The 14,967-nt window shown below is 61.1% G+C and carries 17 protein-coding genes; 3 read left to right on the top strand and 14 right to left on the bottom strand.

The genetic code is table 11. The annotated features are described in order from the left end of the window. Positions 1–7 precede the first annotated feature (7 nt). The 4 genes from HMPREF1267_RS03185 to upp all read right to left on the bottom strand — a co-directional run bounded on the left by HMPREF1267_RS03185 (position 8) and on the right by upp (position 3,827). Positions 8–1,435: an NAD(P)H-quinone dehydrogenase gene (locus tag HMPREF1267_RS03185; RefSeq protein WP_005277356.1), complete on the bottom strand. Its 1,428-nt coding sequence runs from the start codon at positions 1,433–1,435 to the stop codon at positions 8–10. Between the two features lie 70 nt (positions 1,436–1,505). Beyond that, positions 1,506–2,696: a M20 family metallopeptidase gene (locus tag HMPREF1267_RS03180; RefSeq protein WP_005277354.1), complete on the bottom strand. Its 1,191-nt coding sequence runs from the start codon at positions 2,694–2,696 to the stop codon at positions 1,506–1,508. Positions 2,697–2,774: 78 nt separating this feature from the next. Beyond that, positions 2,775–3,143, bottom strand: a complete 369-nt coding sequence (locus HMPREF1267_RS03175) for a helix-turn-helix domain-containing protein (RefSeq protein WP_023028365.1) — start codon at positions 3,141–3,143, stop codon at positions 2,775–2,777. Positions 3,144–3,191: 48 nt separating this feature from the next. Next, a complete protein-coding gene (upp, locus tag HMPREF1267_RS03170) occupies positions 3,192–3,827 on the bottom strand; it encodes a uracil phosphoribosyltransferase (protein ID WP_034666990.1) in 636 nt (211 codons plus the stop codon). Between the two features lie 57 nt (positions 3,828–3,884). Here upp and HMPREF1267_RS03165 point away from each other — a divergent pair, with 57 nt between their 5' ends. From HMPREF1267_RS03165 to HMPREF1267_RS03155, 3 genes are read left to right on the top strand one after another with little or no spacing between them, the layout of a single operon-like run. Further along, positions 3,885–4,163 (top strand): hypothetical protein, encoded by a 279-nt coding sequence (locus HMPREF1267_RS03165; protein WP_005277346.1) that lies wholly within the window; start codon positions 3,885–3,887, stop codon positions 4,161–4,163. After that, the gene (locus HMPREF1267_RS03160) at positions 4,164–5,072 is read left to right on the top strand and encodes a C40 family peptidase (RefSeq protein WP_023028363.1); all 909 of its coding nucleotides are present in this window, start codon (positions 4,164–4,166) and stop codon (positions 5,070–5,072) included. Positions 5,073–5,126: 54 nt separating this feature from the next. After that, the gene (locus HMPREF1267_RS03155; protein ID WP_005277344.1) at positions 5,127–6,365 is read left to right on the top strand and encodes a hypothetical protein; all 1,239 of its coding nucleotides are present in this window, start codon (positions 5,127–5,129) and stop codon (positions 6,363–6,365) included. Between the two features lie 159 nt (positions 6,366–6,524). Here HMPREF1267_RS03155 and HMPREF1267_RS03150 read toward each other — a convergent pair whose 3' ends face one another. The 10 genes from HMPREF1267_RS03150 to HMPREF1267_RS03105 all read right to left on the bottom strand — a co-directional run bounded on the left by HMPREF1267_RS03150 (position 6,525) and on the right by HMPREF1267_RS03105 (position 14,940). Further along, complete coding sequence (locus HMPREF1267_RS03150; RefSeq protein ID WP_232215097.1) at positions 6,525–7,349, bottom strand: alpha/beta hydrolase fold domain-containing protein; 825 nt, start codon at positions 7,347–7,349, stop codon at positions 6,525–6,527. Positions 7,350–7,528: 179 nt separating this feature from the next. Beyond that, the gene (locus tag HMPREF1267_RS03145) at positions 7,529–8,206 is read right to left on the bottom strand and encodes a type 1 glutamine amidotransferase domain-containing protein (RefSeq protein WP_023025374.1); all 678 of its coding nucleotides are present in this window, start codon (positions 8,204–8,206) and stop codon (positions 7,529–7,531) included. Between the two features lie 31 nt (positions 8,207–8,237). Then, positions 8,238–9,158, bottom strand: a complete 921-nt coding sequence (locus HMPREF1267_RS03140) for a hypothetical protein (protein WP_023028361.1) — start codon at positions 9,156–9,158, stop codon at positions 8,238–8,240. Positions 9,159–9,195: 37 nt separating this feature from the next. After that, a complete protein-coding gene (locus tag HMPREF1267_RS03135; protein WP_023028360.1) occupies positions 9,196–10,089 on the bottom strand; it encodes an RDD family protein in 894 nt (297 codons plus the stop codon). A gap of 55 nt (positions 10,090–10,144) precedes the next feature. Further along, positions 10,145–11,224, bottom strand: coding sequence for a YhjD/YihY/BrkB family envelope integrity protein (locus HMPREF1267_RS03130; protein WP_023028359.1), 1,080 nt, complete (start codon positions 11,222–11,224; stop codon positions 10,145–10,147). 95 nt (positions 11,225–11,319) lie between these two features. Next, positions 11,320–12,351, bottom strand: coding sequence for a tryptophan--tRNA ligase (gene trpS / locus HMPREF1267_RS03125; protein WP_023028358.1), 1,032 nt, complete (start codon positions 12,349–12,351; stop codon positions 11,320–11,322). Between the two features lie 11 nt (positions 12,352–12,362). Beyond that, a complete protein-coding gene (locus HMPREF1267_RS03120; protein ID WP_023028357.1) occupies positions 12,363–12,842 on the bottom strand; it encodes a DinB family protein in 480 nt (159 codons plus the stop codon). Between the two features lie 15 nt (positions 12,843–12,857). After that, entirely contained in the window at positions 12,858–13,049 is a 192-nt protein-coding gene (locus tag HMPREF1267_RS03115; RefSeq protein WP_005277318.1) for a hypothetical protein, read from the bottom strand. A gap of 50 nt (positions 13,050–13,099) precedes the next feature. Further along, positions 13,100–14,047 (bottom strand): trimeric intracellular cation channel family protein, encoded by a 948-nt coding sequence (locus HMPREF1267_RS03110; protein ID WP_023028356.1) that lies wholly within the window; start codon positions 14,045–14,047, stop codon positions 13,100–13,102. Further along, positions 14,047–14,940, bottom strand: a complete 894-nt coding sequence (locus HMPREF1267_RS03105; protein ID WP_023016823.1) for an exodeoxyribonuclease III — start codon at positions 14,938–14,940, stop codon at positions 14,047–14,049. The genes HMPREF1267_RS03110 and HMPREF1267_RS03105 overlap by 1 nt, the downstream gene beginning before the upstream one ends. Positions 14,941–14,967 lie beyond the last annotated feature (27 nt).

Below are 14,967 nucleotides of genomic sequence, written 5' to 3'. Positions count from 1 at the left end.
ACGAGGTTTACTCCAGGTCATCATGGGCCACCAAGCGGCGGGCGGCCTCGGTGATGGTGCCAGATAGCGATGGGTAGACCGCAAAGGAATCGGCCAGCTGGTTCACCGTGAGCTGGTTGGTCACTGCCATAGCGATGGGCAGGATGAGCTCGGAGGCGGTCGGCGCGACGATGACGCCACCGATCACGCGGCCGGACGTTGCGCGGCAGAATAGCTTGACAAAACCGTGCTGCAGCGAGCGCATCTTCGCACGCGGGTTGGTATTCAGCGGCATGGTAATGGCGCGGGCGGCGACCTCACCGGCCTCGATCTCAGCCTGGGTAAAGCCGACCGCGGCGATCTCCGGGCGGGTAAAGACCGCGTTAGCCACGGTCTTCAGGCGCAGCGGCGAGACGCCTTCACCAAGCGCGTGGTACATCGCCACACGGCCCTGCATCGCGGCCACGGAGGCAAGCGGGAAAAGATCGGAGCAGTCACCGGCTGCGTAAATGCCGGCAATATTGGTGCGCGAGACGCGGTCTACCTGGATGTGACCAGACTTCGCGGTTTCCACGCCCACGTTTTCCAGCTTCAGATCCTTGGTATTCGGGATGGAACCAATGGACATGATGACGTGCGAGCCGTGAATCTCGCGCCCGTCCTGCGTGGTCACCAGCACGTTGCCGTCCTCGGTGCGGTTAACGGTTTCCACGCGGCAGTTCTTTTCAAGCTCCACGCCGCGCTCGCTCAGCACGGTTTCGAGGACGTCGGCGGCATCGGCATCATCATGCGGCAAGATGCGATCGCGCGAGGCCACCATCGTAACTTTGACGCCCAGCTCAGCGAAGGCGGAGACAAACTCGGCACCGGTGACACCGGACCCCACCACAATGAGGTGCTCCGGCAGCTCGGTAAGGTTATATACCTGCTGCCAGGTCAGGATGCGCTCGCCATCCGGCTGGGCGCCGGGCAAAATGCGTGGGGTGGCGCCGGTAGCCACCAAGACGAGGTCCGCATCCAGCGTCTCCTCGTGTCCATCCTCATTGAAGACCGCGGTGACCTTGTGCCCACCAAAGGCATCGGCCTGCTGATCCTCCGGGAAGTGCGCGCGGCCATCGATAACGCGGGCGCCCAGGGAATCCATGGTATTGCGGATATCACCGGATTGCTTAGCCGCCAAGTCCTGCACGCGCTGGTTCAGCGCACTGATGGAAAGCTGCGCCTTGCCGATGCCCTCGTTCAGCTCCATGTCATCCGCGCGGCGCAAGTCCGTTTTAATATTGGCGCCGGCGATGAAGGACTTGGAGGGAACACAGTCCAAGACCACGCTATTGCCGCCCATGCCTTGGTCTTCGATGATGGTGATTTCCGCGCCGTACTTGGCGCCAGCCAGCGCTGCCTCATAGCCCGCCGGGCCACCGCCGATGATGACAATTCGCTTGGTCTGGTTCAACACGCAATTGCTCCTTTATAGGCTCCACTTTTAAAGTCGCCTACGAGTCTAACCCGTAGGTAACCCCAGCGCGTTAGTCCGCCTGCGCATTCTCCCCCATAAATTGCTCGACCACAGCCCCGAAAAGCTTAATGCCCACACCAATTGCCCGCTCATCCACGATGAGGTCGCCCATGTGCAGATCGTGCTGCTCCCCCTCCCCGGACCAGCAACCAAGGCGCGCCATGGAACCGGGCACCTTTTCCAAATACCAGGAAAAGTCCTCGCCGCCGGAAGACTGCGGGGCCTGGACCACGGCTTGCGGGTCGATGGATTGTGCGGCAGAAGCGAGCATGGCGGTAGCGACGTCATCGTTAAGCACCGGCGGCACGCCGCGATTATAGGACAATTCGTGTTCTACCCCCACCGGCGCGAGGATCTGATCCACTAGCTCCGCGAAGAGCTCCTGCATCTGGCGCCAGATGGTGATATCGGCGGTGCGCATCGTGCCGGTCAGCATGCCGGTTTCCGGGATTGCGTTAGGGGCGTAGCCGGAATTGACCTGGCCAAAGACCAAAACCGTGCCGGTGCGCGGATCGACGCGGCGCGACAACAGCGCCGGCAGCTCAGTAATAACCTTGCCCAGCGCATAGACCACATCCGCGGATAGGTGCGGGCGCGAGGTATGACCGCCCGGGCCCTTAATCTTGAGCTCGACCACGTCCGTTGCCGAGGTAATGGCCCCGGCGCGGATTCCGATGCGCCCCACGCGCAGCTTCGGCTCGGCGTGGATGGCGAAGATGGAATGCACGCCTTCCAACGCGCCCCAAGAAATAACGTCGGTGGCCCCGCCGACCCACACTTCCTCCGCCGGCTGGAAAATGACGCGAATGCCCAGCTCCAGCTCATTAACCCGCTGGAAATCCGCCAGCGCGCACGCCAAGCCGAGCGCCACGGTGGTATGCACATCGTGGCCGCACGCGTGCATGGTCCCGGGCTTCTCGGAAGTAAACTCCAGCCCTGTTACCTCCGTGATGGGCAGGGCATCGATATCGGCACGGAAGGCCAAGCGGCCAAGCTCCGTGTCTGGGCCGATGTCCACCATGAGGCCGGTGTGCGGGAAGCGCTGCGGCTCAAGCCCGTAATCCGCAAGGATATTCGCGATGTAATTGGTGGTTTCCACCTCTTGGTTCGCCGTTTCCGGATTGCGGTGGATATGGCGCCGCCACGCGATGACCTCCGCACGGTGAGCATCGAACCACTCGTTAATAAACTCCGAGATCACGCGCACGCCTCCCTGTTGCTGGACTATCTCTTGGAGGCAGTCTACAACTAGACCATGCGGTTCAGTAAGTCAGGGTGGTTAGCCCCGCGCATCACTAAAGCGCCGCTGGTTGATGTAGTCCTGCGGAAAGGGCGCCACGTCTTCAACCCCGAGCACGGCGGAGTCTGCTAAGTGGCCCTCCACCACGTCCCCACCGGCCGGCAAGAGGACAGCCGGCGGGATTTCTAAAGCCAGCGCCAGCTTGTACACCGTGGATAATTGCGGGTCCGCCATGGTGTGTAGGCCATTTTCATTGCGTTCCAGGTTGGAAATCTGGCTGCGCGATACCCCCGAAATATCCGCAAGCACTTGCTGGGATACCCCGCGCCGCTCGCGCACGCGGCGCAGTTGTTGCGAAAATCCGTAGCCGTAGCTCGACCACATTAGTTGAATAAAACTCACGATCATTTTCCCCCTTTGAAAGCCACCTTCGGGCTTTCAGGGAGAAATACTAGCTTAAAGATCGATATTACGCGGGCCGTAGAGGCGATCGCCGGCATCGCCAAGCCCCGGCACGATATAGGCATCCGCATTGAGTTCAGGGTCAATGGCGGCAGTGACGAGGCGGACGGGAAGGCCCGATTTCTCCAGCGCATCCACGCCATTTTGGGCCGAGACCATGCAGATGGCGGTGATATCGGTAGCGCCGCGGGCGGCCAAGAGGCGCAGGGCGTGCAGCAGGGAGCCGCCGGTGGCCAGCATGGGATCAACGACGAAGACGGTACGCCCGGTCAGGTCTTGCGGCAGCGCCTCCAAGTACGGCACGGGTTCGTGGGTTTCTTCATCGCGCGCCATGCCAATGAAGCCGACCTGGGCATCTGGAATCATCGACAGGGCGGGATCCACCATGCCGAGCCCGGCGCGAATAATGGGCACGATGATGGGTGGATCCTGCAGGCGGGTGCCTTGTGCTGTGGCAACCGGGGTTTCGCAATCGAAGTTTTCTACCGCCAAATCGCGGGAGGCTTCATATACGAGCATGGTTCCCAGGTCCTTGAGCGCAGCGCGAAAAGCGGAGTTATCACTGCGCGCATCGCGCATCAGGGTCAGGCGGGAAGCGGCAAGCGGGTGGTCTACGACGTGGATATCCATGCCCACTACTTTAAACTTTTTGGGAACCACTTGGGCCATTGGCCAGTCCAATAGGGCATGAGACCATTTCAGATAGATACCGCCCACGCCCGCCATTTAGCCCGTGACCTGCATGCAAACGCGCAGGGAGACAATCCACCCCACCCGGCATTGCCCGAAGATTCGGCCTTTACCGGGTTCAATGAGGCCGTTCATGCCGCCTTAGACAATATTGGGGCGCGGATGACCATGCTGCGCCACGATATGGGGCACATCGCGCAGTCTTCCTTCCAGATGTCGCGGGAGGCGGAAGACTCCGATGCGGCGTTGCGCGACTTACTCGGGGCGGCGATCTAAGTGCTTGCTACCGCCATTAAAAATATCGCCGCGCTGCAGCCTTCGCCGCTTCCCGATGTCCAACTTCCCCGCGTCCCAGATCTCTCCGCCGCCCAGCCGCTGGCGGATATCGCGCACGGTGATGCCTCGCAGCTTATCGCCGCCGCGAACCTCCTCACCGGCGATAACGAGACCGTCTCCGCAGTACTGAACCAGGCCCGCGGCCTTATTACGGCGGCCACCGGCGATATCTTCGGCATCGGCACGCAGCTCATCCGCGCCGCTACCCCAGCCGCGATGGGATTATTATCCCTCGACCCCGCCTCCCGCGCCGCAGCGCTTGCGTCCCTTCGCACCGTGATAGACGAGCACATTGGCTTGGCGATGGCCCGGGTCAACCGCCTGAAAGACGAGCTCACCACCACCGCCGCGGCCCTGTTGCCCATCTCCCAGCGTCCGGTGGAATCAGCCGTTGGCCAGCCCCAGCAGGCCACGGCCGCCGCGGCGACGCATACCGCGGTGGCTTCTCCGGCGGAGCTAGGCGCTGCACCCGCGCCGCCCCCATCAGCGGGCGCAGAAGCCGGCTCAGAGGCAGGCCGCGCGGCCGTGGCCGCGGCCAAGAGCCAGGTGGGTCAGCCCTATACCTGGGGCGGAACCGGCAACGGTGGCTTTGACTGCTCAGGGCTTACCCAGTGGGCCTATTCCCAAGCGGGAGTGGATATACCGCGCACGGCGGACCAGCAGGCCATCGGCAAGCAGGTCAGCGCCGATCAACTCCAGCCCGGCGATCTGGTGGTCTGGGATGGCCATGTGGCGATGTATTCCGGTAATGGCGAGATTGTGGAGGCCGGTGACCCCGTGCAGACCAACCCGCTGCGGACGAATAATATGGGCATGCAATTTAAGGGCTTTTGGCGCCCGACTGCTTGACAAGCGCCCGCCAATTCCGCGCGGCAGCTGGGGCGTTGGGTAGACTAAAAGCTCATGAGTACCCGTGCGATTGTGCCTATTAAGCTCTCCTTGACTGAGGGCGATTTTTATACCCTCTGGGCGCCCAAGTGGCGCGAAAATGGCTCCGAGTGGCAAGCCTTTTTGGGCGACGATGACTCCGTCTTGGTCTTTGACTCCCCCGCTGAGCTGCTGTGCTACCTAGAGTCCGATGCCAAGCATGACCTGCTGGATCACCCGCAGTGGGAGCAATTTTCCGCCCGCCCGGCGCACCGCGTCACCCCGGCCAAGCGCGATGAATACGATCTCATCGGCATGCCAGAAGCCCTCGCCGGCCGCCCCAGCCACGCCAATGTCTCCACCGTGGCGCGTGATCTCGAGGTGGCATCCGCGCTTGCCGATGTCGCCGCTGCCGAACAGACCACCATCTTCTTCGCCACCCACTCCATCCTGCGCAACGTCTCCCGCGGCGCCGATCACTACTCGGGCGAGCAGGGACTGAATGAGTGGACCGGCGTCGGGCGGGTCATCTTGACCAATTGGAAGAAGGTCATCGCGGATCTGGATAAGCACGTCCGCGTGGTTCCTAGCGATGAATTCGACGCCGCCGCTATCTCCGATGCCGAAACCCGCATCTCCGAGGCCGCGAGTGCCGCCGAAGCCGCAGCCAAGGAAGCCGAAGAAAAGCGCAAGGCCGCAGCAGAGGCTGCCGATCCTTATGACGAGTCCCCCTGGGCCGCCGCCGGAATCGACCCGATTAAGATCACCGCGCAGTCCAAATCCGTCTACACGCTACGCACCTACCTGGACGGCAAGCCCATCTTCTTGGGCAAGTGGGGCGAAATCTTTACCTTCGATTCCTCCAAGACGCTGGTGCGATGGCTCATCGATAATGATGACCACGACTTGGCGCGCGTATCTACCTGGGAGGACGTCGTCACCGCCGCCAACGCCGGCGAATTGGAGGTCCAAGTCCACCCGGATAACCAATATTCCTTTAACGGCCTCGTGCGCGATATTGAAAAGGGTCCAGAAGCGGTAGACTCCGACCAGCTGGCCCGCTGCTACGAGGTCTGCGCCGATGCCGCGGACTGGGCCGGGGACGATTCCATCAACTCCTATATGCTGGCCAATCCGCGCCTGCAGGACTACCTGGGCTACATGCTCGGTTCCACCGAGCACGCCGGCTACGTCCCGTCGAAGCCGTATAACGAACACGCCGAGTCCTGGAAGGGCCTCGAGAACATGCTGATTAAGCGCTTCTCCCGCTTTTAAGCTTTTACTCTGCCCTGCGGTCTACCGGCTCTAGCTACCTCAGCTGCCGGGAGCCGCCGCTAGCCGAAGACCGCCCCAGTCCAACCACTCCTCATAGTGGAGCGTGGACTGGGGCGGTTGCTGCATTTTCACCCACATCTCATTCCGAATACAGTGCGGCTAAAGGTGAGAGCCGAGGTGATCGATAAGATCTGCCAGCATTCTGCGCGATTGGGGCGCGCGCGGGCGTACCTGATCGAAGCCGTGATAGGCACCTGCATACACATCAAGTGTGGTCTCGACTCCGGCATTCTGCAGTGCGGTAGCAAAGGCTACGGATTCATCATGAAAAAGGTCGATGTCTCCCACGCCGATCCACGTGGGCGGCATCCCCGAGTGATCCGAACGCGTCGCCGGCGATGCATACGGTGGCAGCGGGGTTCGTAAATGGTCCTTGCCTAAGTACATATCCCAAGCGCCGCGATTTAAGTTCGGTGGACAAATAAACTGCCCCACCGCCCCCTCTTTAGCAATGGTGCGGTGATCAAGCATTGGATAGACCAATCCAAGCGCTCGAATGGAATGACCTTCATCCACCGTGCGTTGGGCGAGACCAGCGGCCAAGCCGCCGCCGGCGCTATCGCCAGCGACCGCAATGCGCGAAGTATCCGCGCCTAGCAGCTCGCCGTTTTCCTGCATCCAGCGCAAAGCGGCATAGCACTCTTCCAGATCCGCAGGAAAAGGTTCCTGCGTGGATTTGTGATAGCGCGGTGCGATGACGATGGCCCCCAGCTCCGATGCGAAGAGCGAAGTTTGGGGATCATGCATCGCCGGACCACCGAGCAGGTGACCTCCGCCATGAATCCACATCACGACGGGACGTGGCTCGGCTGACGTTCCATCTCCGCGTGGAGTAATAACGCGGGCGCGGAATGCTTGGTCTTCAAAAGAACAAGATAGCTCTTCGATATCCACCGGGCGGCACTTCGGGCGTGCCACATCCATATTGGCAAATAGCCTGCTCGTTCGAGCAAATCGATCGCCCGAGAGCAGGTGCAGCGGCAGGTACAGTAATGGGCTGCGAAGCTCAGGTGCAACGCTGCGCAGATAAGGACGACGACTCTTAAAATATGCCGCCGCCCCTACAACCGCGCTGCCTGCAACGAGAGCTTTCAGCACCCGCATTAAAAGTCGCGCAGGATGCGCTGTGCCAAAGGCTCAGACGATGCTGGGTTCTGACCGGTGTACAGGTTGCGGTCAACCTCAACATAAGGCTGCATCGGATCGGTCTGCTTGAAATCAGCGCCGAGCTCGCGCAGGCGGGTCTCAACAACCCACTTGGCAGCGGCGATGGTCTCCTCGCCCTCTTCGGCGTTGGTAAAGCCAGTCATGGTGTAACCCTTGAGTGGCCAGTTGTCATTGTCCAGCGCGAGCAATGCGGCCGGTGCGTGGCAAACCAGGGACAGGGCGCGACCGGACTCAATGCGTTCCTGCAGCAGCTTGGCGGAGTCTTGATCATAAGCCAAGTCCTCCATCGGGCCGTGGCCGCCGGGGTAAAAGACGAGGTCGTAGTCGGCTTCCTTAACATCGGCCAGGTTCAGTGGGTCTTCCAGGTCCGGGCCGATTTCTGCGAGGTAGTTCTCCTGCTCGGCGCGGTCGCCCTCAGACAATACCTCGAGGCTGTACTCGTCTACTACTGGTGCCTTTGCGTTCGGCGTAGCAAAGTCGATATCCCAACCAGCGTTCTTAAACACGCGGTGCGGAGCGATGAGCTCCTCGGCCCAGTAACCGGTAGGACGGGCGCTGCCATCTGCGAGCGTCCACTTATCAGCGGCGGTAACAACGAATAGTGCGGAAGGCATCTCTTCCTCCTTTATGTAGATTAACTCTCTATTACCCTTCGGAAGCGTTGTCATTCAGGTTCATTGAGAACCCGGAATCTTGGAGCGACTCCTCAGCATCGGGGCCGGCAAGTTCCGGATCGGAGAGGTCCTCGTAGGCCGGAAGGACAACGGTCTCAAGGATACGCTGCCTTGTCTCTTCGGTGTCGAAAATATTTTCAATCGCCTTCACGGTGAGATCGAAAAACTCCTCCAAGCCGTACCCAAAGGTCTCGCTCAAGGCGAGAAATTGCCTGCTCAGCGTGGAATCGCCGGAGGAGACCGAGCAGGTAAAACCAAGCTGCTGTAACAGCGGCAGCGGGTGATCCGTGAGTTCCTCAACATCGTCCACGGGCGAAAATACCAGCGGAATGTGTCGGTCGCGGATCCATCCGGAGGCCTTGCCTGGGCGAATTCCATCAACATCGGCGGTGAAATCATCGATCATATTCACTGGGCGAAGTAGGCGGTTCACTCCGGCCTGCGCCGCGCTTTCGGTGGCGGCGAAATCCTCACCCACCGCGATTTGGGTAGGCAGGTACTTCGCGCGTAATTCCGCTGCGGCGGCAGCGCTACCTTCCGGCAGGGTATAGCCCGCAATACCCGCAGAGTCCCCCGCATTATCCGCTGGCTCTGCTGCCTCGAGGACAAACCGTACCTCAAGATCGCCGAAGCGTTCCGCGGCCACCTCCCGCACGATTGCGGACGTATCAAAAGAATAAGCCGCGGGGTTGAGCTGCAATTCTGCGTAGACCACGTGGTCATCGGCAAGCTGGGCACACTGCTCGCGGATATCCGCATTCAATTCCTCCGCGGTGCCGGCCTGCGAGCGGACTGGTTCCCACAGGGATACCTTGGGCAGTTGTTCCACCACGTTCTCGGCGGAATCCTTGTTTTCGGGGCTAATCAAAGGTGCATCATGCATGCGCACCATCGTAGGCACCAGCCCTGGGATACGCCATGTCAGCGATCTACTTGCGCGGCTTCCTCTTAACCACTTCGGCGTTTGCGAGATCGTCGTGGGAACCGCGCAGATTGTTTTCCTCGTTGATGGTGGTCGCGTGCACCACTGCGCCCAGCATGCCCACTAATTGCCCAATGCCAGGTATCACGTTGATAAGGCGCCACCACTGGCGCTTGGCGGACTGGCTAAGGCTGAGCTTTTCCTTCGTATCCACGTCCCGCACGGTATAGCCGGCAAGAATCTTTGCCGGGCTAGCGCCCATCCATACCTCGCTGCCCAGGACGTAAACCACCATCACGATGCAGGCAGCGACGAAGGACAACGCTTCCACATCCGCGAGCTCGTCGACGCCCGCGCCAACCGCGCCGCTGATGCCGCCGGCCAAGAAAAAGTCCAAGATGCCCATGCCGATGCGCGTTTCTTGGGACGGCCGTTTCTGCGCTTGGTGCTGGACTGGCGCCGGCGCGGCAGCGGGCGATGGCACCATCTGCTGCTGCGGCGAAGCATGCTGGGCGAATGGATCGCGCGCGTACGGGGAGCTATACGGGCTGGGCTGGGCAAAACCGGGTGCCTGCGCCGGGCCCTGCGGTTGATCGTGGAAGCTCGGTTGCGGGCGCGGCGCCGGCGACCACTGCCCCACCGAGCTCAGCGTGCCGAGCTCGCCCCACGTCGGGCGAAGGCCGGTGCGCAATGCTTCATCGTATTCGGCCCTCTTCTTCGCCGAACCCAGGATGCTGGCCGCTATGCGCAGCTGGACGCGCCGCGGCTCATCCTGGTTATATCCCTGCTGCCCGAGCTTGATGTCTTTTGCTTCCAATAAAACGGAAAGCTCATCCTCGCCACCATTGCGGTCGAGGTCCCACTGTTCGTAGAGGTCTGGGGCAATATCATCGGCGTTCATAGTGTCCTATCTTAAAGGTAAGGCGCGCGGCGGTCCTCACCCGTAGGGAGGATAATTATTTCCGGCGGAAAAGCTTCGCCACTCCCACGGCCGCAGCGCCCAGAGCAGCGCCCACGCCGAAGACCGCGCCTGCCGGTGCACCCTCGCGCACCTCATTGCGCACGCGGATAACGGCGGGTTCTGGAACCGGCGGGTGCGCGTACTTCAGGGATTCTGCGGTCGTCGCGGTCCATGCGGAAATATACAGCACCACGCGCCACACCAAGTACATGACGATCATCAGGACGATGACCGGGCCAAAGACCGCACCGGCCGGGCTGCCGGTGGCAGAGGACATAATCACCGTGGACAGCTGCTTAATGGCCTCGAATGCCACCGCACCAATGGCGGCGCCGATAAAGCCGGACTTCTTAGGCACCTTCGTGCGCGGCAGGATCATAATCAGCCACCACATAACGATGAAGTTGGCGATAAGACCCAGCAGCAGGCCACTAAAGAAGAACACGTAGCCCATGCCAGGGAAGGAATCGATGCCTAAGAGGTCAAATACCTTCTGCGTAAGCCCAGAGGAACCCGCCGCGGTCACGCTGAAGGCCACGACGAAGGCGACGATCAGGCCGATAAGGCCCAGAAGATCCGAGAACTTCTTCTTCAGGAAGGAGCCACCGTCGTTGGCATCGATGCCCCACATGGCAGAAATGCCGATGCGCAGATGGTTCATCCAGCCCAGTCCGGACCACAGGGTGGTCAAACCACCGATACCGAACATGGCACCGCGCTGGTCAATGGCCTTATCCAAGATCTCATTGACCGACTCGCTGAGGTTCCCGTCAATGGAGTCCGTGATATAGGACTGCAAGTCATTGAGCAGGTCCTCGCGGTTAGCAAGGACAGCGGCGATGGTGGCCACCAGCAGCATCGCCAACGGGAAAATGGACAGGACCGAGTAATAGGTAATGCCAGCGGAAAATTGGTTTCCGCCCTCTGCGGCATAGCGCTCTTGCATGCGCATGAGGTGGTCAACCATGGGCGATTTACGCCGGACCTTATCTATCGCCCCCGGATCATCGGCGTTCGCGCGCTCGATGCCGTAGTGGTCCGTCTTTTTAGAGGAGGATTGCGTGGTGGTGGACACGTGCTTCCCTTCTTGTTCGCACAGCGTTTATCCTCGTATAGCGTAGCTGGCAAACACCCACTTGTCCCTCGGTGGGGTGGGTTAAGGGGTACCTACTACCTGCGCGGGCGAGGAAGGAAGCCGACTTTTTCATAGACGGCATCGACAAGCGGCTGCGCTACTTCCTGTGCGGTCTGGGCACCGCGCTCCAAGATGCGCTCCAGCTCGCCGCGATCCGCCATGAGCTCGTCGTAGCGCTGCTTGAGCGGGGTGGTAAAGGCCTCGAGCGCCTCCGCGGTATCCACCTTCAGGTGCCCGTAGCCCTGGCCGGCGTACTTTTCGACCAAGGAGTCGATGGACTCGCCGGTCAGCGCGGACTGGATGACCAGCAAGTTCGATACGCCCGGCTGGTTTTCCCGGTCGAAGGCAACCGAGCCCAGGTCATCGGTGACGGCGGACTTAATGCGCTTGGCAGAGGTCTTCGGGGCATCAAGCAGGTTGACCAGGCCCTTGGGGTTGGGGCCGGACTTAGACATCTTGGACGTCGGATCCTGCAGGTCATAGATCTTTGCCGCGCCCCCTGGAATGAACGGCTCCGGCACGTGGAAGGTCTCGCCGTACTTATTGTTGAAGCGCTCGGCCAGATTGCGGGTGAGCTCCAGGTGCTGGCGCTGGTCCTCGCCCACCGGCACGTAATCCGGCGAGTACAGCAGGATATCGGCCGCCATCAGGATGGGGTAGGTAAAAAGACCCACCGAGGTGCGATCGGCGCCGCGCTTGGCGGATTTATCCTTGAACTGCGTCATGCGGGAGGCCTCGCCGAAGCCGGTCAGGCACTGGAATACCCAGGTCAGCTCCGCATGGGCGGGCACGTGGGACTGGACGAAGAGGGTGGATTTTTCCGGGTCGATGCCCAGCGCGATGAGCTGTGCAGCCCCCGCCATGGTGCGGTTGCGCAGCTCCTCCGGATTCTGCTCCACGGTAATCGCGTGCAGATCCGGGATGAAGTAAAAGGCATCGTAGCCTTCCTGCAGGTCGATCCACTGCTTCAGCGCTCCCAAGTAATTTCCCAAGTGATAGGAATCAGCGGTGGGCTGAATGCCGGAAAGTACGCGGGACGCAGAATTAGATGCAGTGGAATCAGTCATGTCAGGTAATGTTACTCCGTCATTTTTGCTTGTTGATTGGCCGCCCCAAGATGTTGCGCGGCGTCATCAAAAATCGAGACCAGCCGGACACCGCGGGTAACGTGCGGGGTCCACGAGGTATCGATCACGTCATCGAGGTTGTCATCCTCCAGCGAGGTCACATACGCCTTGACCTGCTCCAATGCTTCCTGGGTATAGCTGCAGAGCTTGCCGATGTCCTGCGTGGTCACCGCACGCGCTTCCTCCGCCGATTGGCCATAGCCCATGGCATCCGGCAGGTCGAGGTCGTAGCGCTGCCACAGCTCTTCTTCCCCAGTCAGTTGCGCTAGCTGCAGGTCTGCCATGCGGCCGGTGTGCCATAGCAGCCACGTGATCGAATTCGGGTGATCACCAAAGTGCGCATTGGCGGTCTCGTTAGTCAGATCCGGCAATGCGGCGAGCGCATCGAGCGGGCGTTGCGCCATGTCCGTAAGCAGATCGATAGCCCTCATCGCCAGACCGCGCCCTTAGACCTTGCGGGAGGTGGGACTGACGATGTCCATGAAGACGGCGAAACCGGTCACCATGAAGGCACCGCCGACGCCCATGAGGACGATGGGGCCAAGGAAGGCGAAGGACGGTCCGACAGCGGTCCACCACCAGATGCTCAGGGCGAGGATTACGGCGCCAAGGACAAAAGGAATAATTGCGCGAGCCATGAACTTTCTCCGTTGCAGATTTCGAAATTTTTAACGTGTTTATACTAGCACTACTGCTTGTGCTTGGGGGTCCTTTGCCTGCCCACATCCTCCTTGTTGAAGGTCCATTGCTGCTGCACATCCACTCCCCTCGCCCCAGGCGAGTGCTTCCCACTGGGGCGGGTAATCGATGCGTGAGCGGTCGGCCGCGCGATCCGGTTGCTATTTAGCTCCTCGAGGCTGAGCGGGGAGGAAAAATCGCTTGCGGTGCGCTTGTTACGAATCAGCGGCCGGGTAATCGGGCTGGCGTAGCGGGTGGCCGCGCCCGCCTTCCGCTTGGCCCGGCGGGCACCATCGCGCACGATGCGCGCCGATAGCCGCAGGCGCGGATCCATCTGTTGCTCGCCGTCGCGGTACTCGAAGACGGGCAGGCCCTTCTTAAAGTAGATAGCCGCAAGGCGCGCGCTAAAGCAGACTAGGGCGGTGATGATCGCTGTGGGTTCCTCCGATAGCCCGGCGCGCAAGAGGATCATGTACAGCCCGGCCGCGAGGATCGAGATGGCCGCATAAAACTCGCCGGAAAATACCAGCGGAATGCGGTCTGAGAGCAGATCGCGCAGCACGCCGCCGAAGACGCCGGAGATAACCGCGGATACCGAGGCGATGATGAAGCCGTAGCCCAAGTGGGCGGCAATCTGGGTGCCCAGCACGGAAAAGACCGCCAGCCCCAAGGCATCGAGGATGAGGAAGAGGTGGCGGAAATAGTGCATGAGGAAGGACATGCCCACCGTGACGATGGCAGCGGCGATGACGATGCCCAGATAGATGGGGTGTTCCACCCAGGTCAGCGGCGGATCCGCCAGCACGATATCGCGGACAGTGCCGCCGCCTAGCGCCGTGATGGAGGCGATCATCGTCACACCGAACAGGTCGAGTTTTTGCCGGCCGGCCGATAGCGCAGCGGTCATGGACTCGGCGGTAATGCCGATGACGTACAGGACGCTAAAAAGCGGCGACATCAGGCGTATTCCACCAGCAGCGGCGAGTGATCGGACCAACGCTGCTCCACGGTCGGGGCCTTATCCACCCAGGTGCGCTGCGCGCGATCGAGCAACGGCTGGGTAGCGGCCTGGTAGTCAATGCGCCAGCCCGCATCGTTATTGAAGGCCTGGCCGCGGTAGGTCCACCAGGTATAGGGACCGTCGGCCTCTGGGTGGAGGCGGCGCGCCACGTCGAACCACTGCGGCGCGGTGGCCGGCTCCCACGGCGTGGTGCCCGCGTAGTCCACGACTCCGAGCCACTCCCCCAGGTTCTTTTTCTCCTGCGGCGCCTCATCCGGGAAGCTGCCGAAGACGTGGTCCAGAAAGGCGCGCTCTTCTGGCAGGTGGCCGGCCTTCTTCTCGTTGGCCTTATTATTCTTCAAATCCTGGGCGCGGTGGCAGATATTCCAGTCACCGCCGATGACCATGTCCTTATCGGCGTTTTCTGCCAGCACGGCATCGAATTCATCCAAGAAACGGTACTTTTCATCCAACTTTGGCGAATCGGTATCGCCGGAAGGCAAGTACAGCGAGGCCACGCGGATATCGCGGGTGGTGGCGGCAATCCAGCGGCCGGCATCGGTGAAGGAGCCGAAACCGATTTCGACATCGGCAAGCGGCGTGCGGGAAAGGATGCCTACTCCGGCGCGGCCCTTGGCGGCGGCATCGGCAAGCTCTAGGTGCCAGCCCGCCTCCAGGGCGGGTGCCAGGGCTTTTCTGGCTTGGTCCGGGGTGGCGCGGACCTCTTGCATCAGCACGATATCGGCCGGGGTCTGTTCCAACCAGGCATTCATGCCGGGGTTATTCTCATTGCGCTGCTTGCAGGCGGCGCGGATTCCGTTGACGTTGACGCTAGCGATGGTAAGGCTCATGGTGCTCCAGAATATAGGCGTGTGCGG

It is taken from the genome of Corynebacterium sp. KPL1824 (genome assembly GCF_000478095.1).
Taxonomy (GTDB): Bacteria; Actinomycetota; Actinomycetes; order Mycobacteriales; family Mycobacteriaceae; genus Corynebacterium; species Corynebacterium accolens.
The sequence above is the reverse complement of the archived record's forward strand: the minus strand, read 5'-3'. Positions and strand labels throughout refer to the sequence as shown.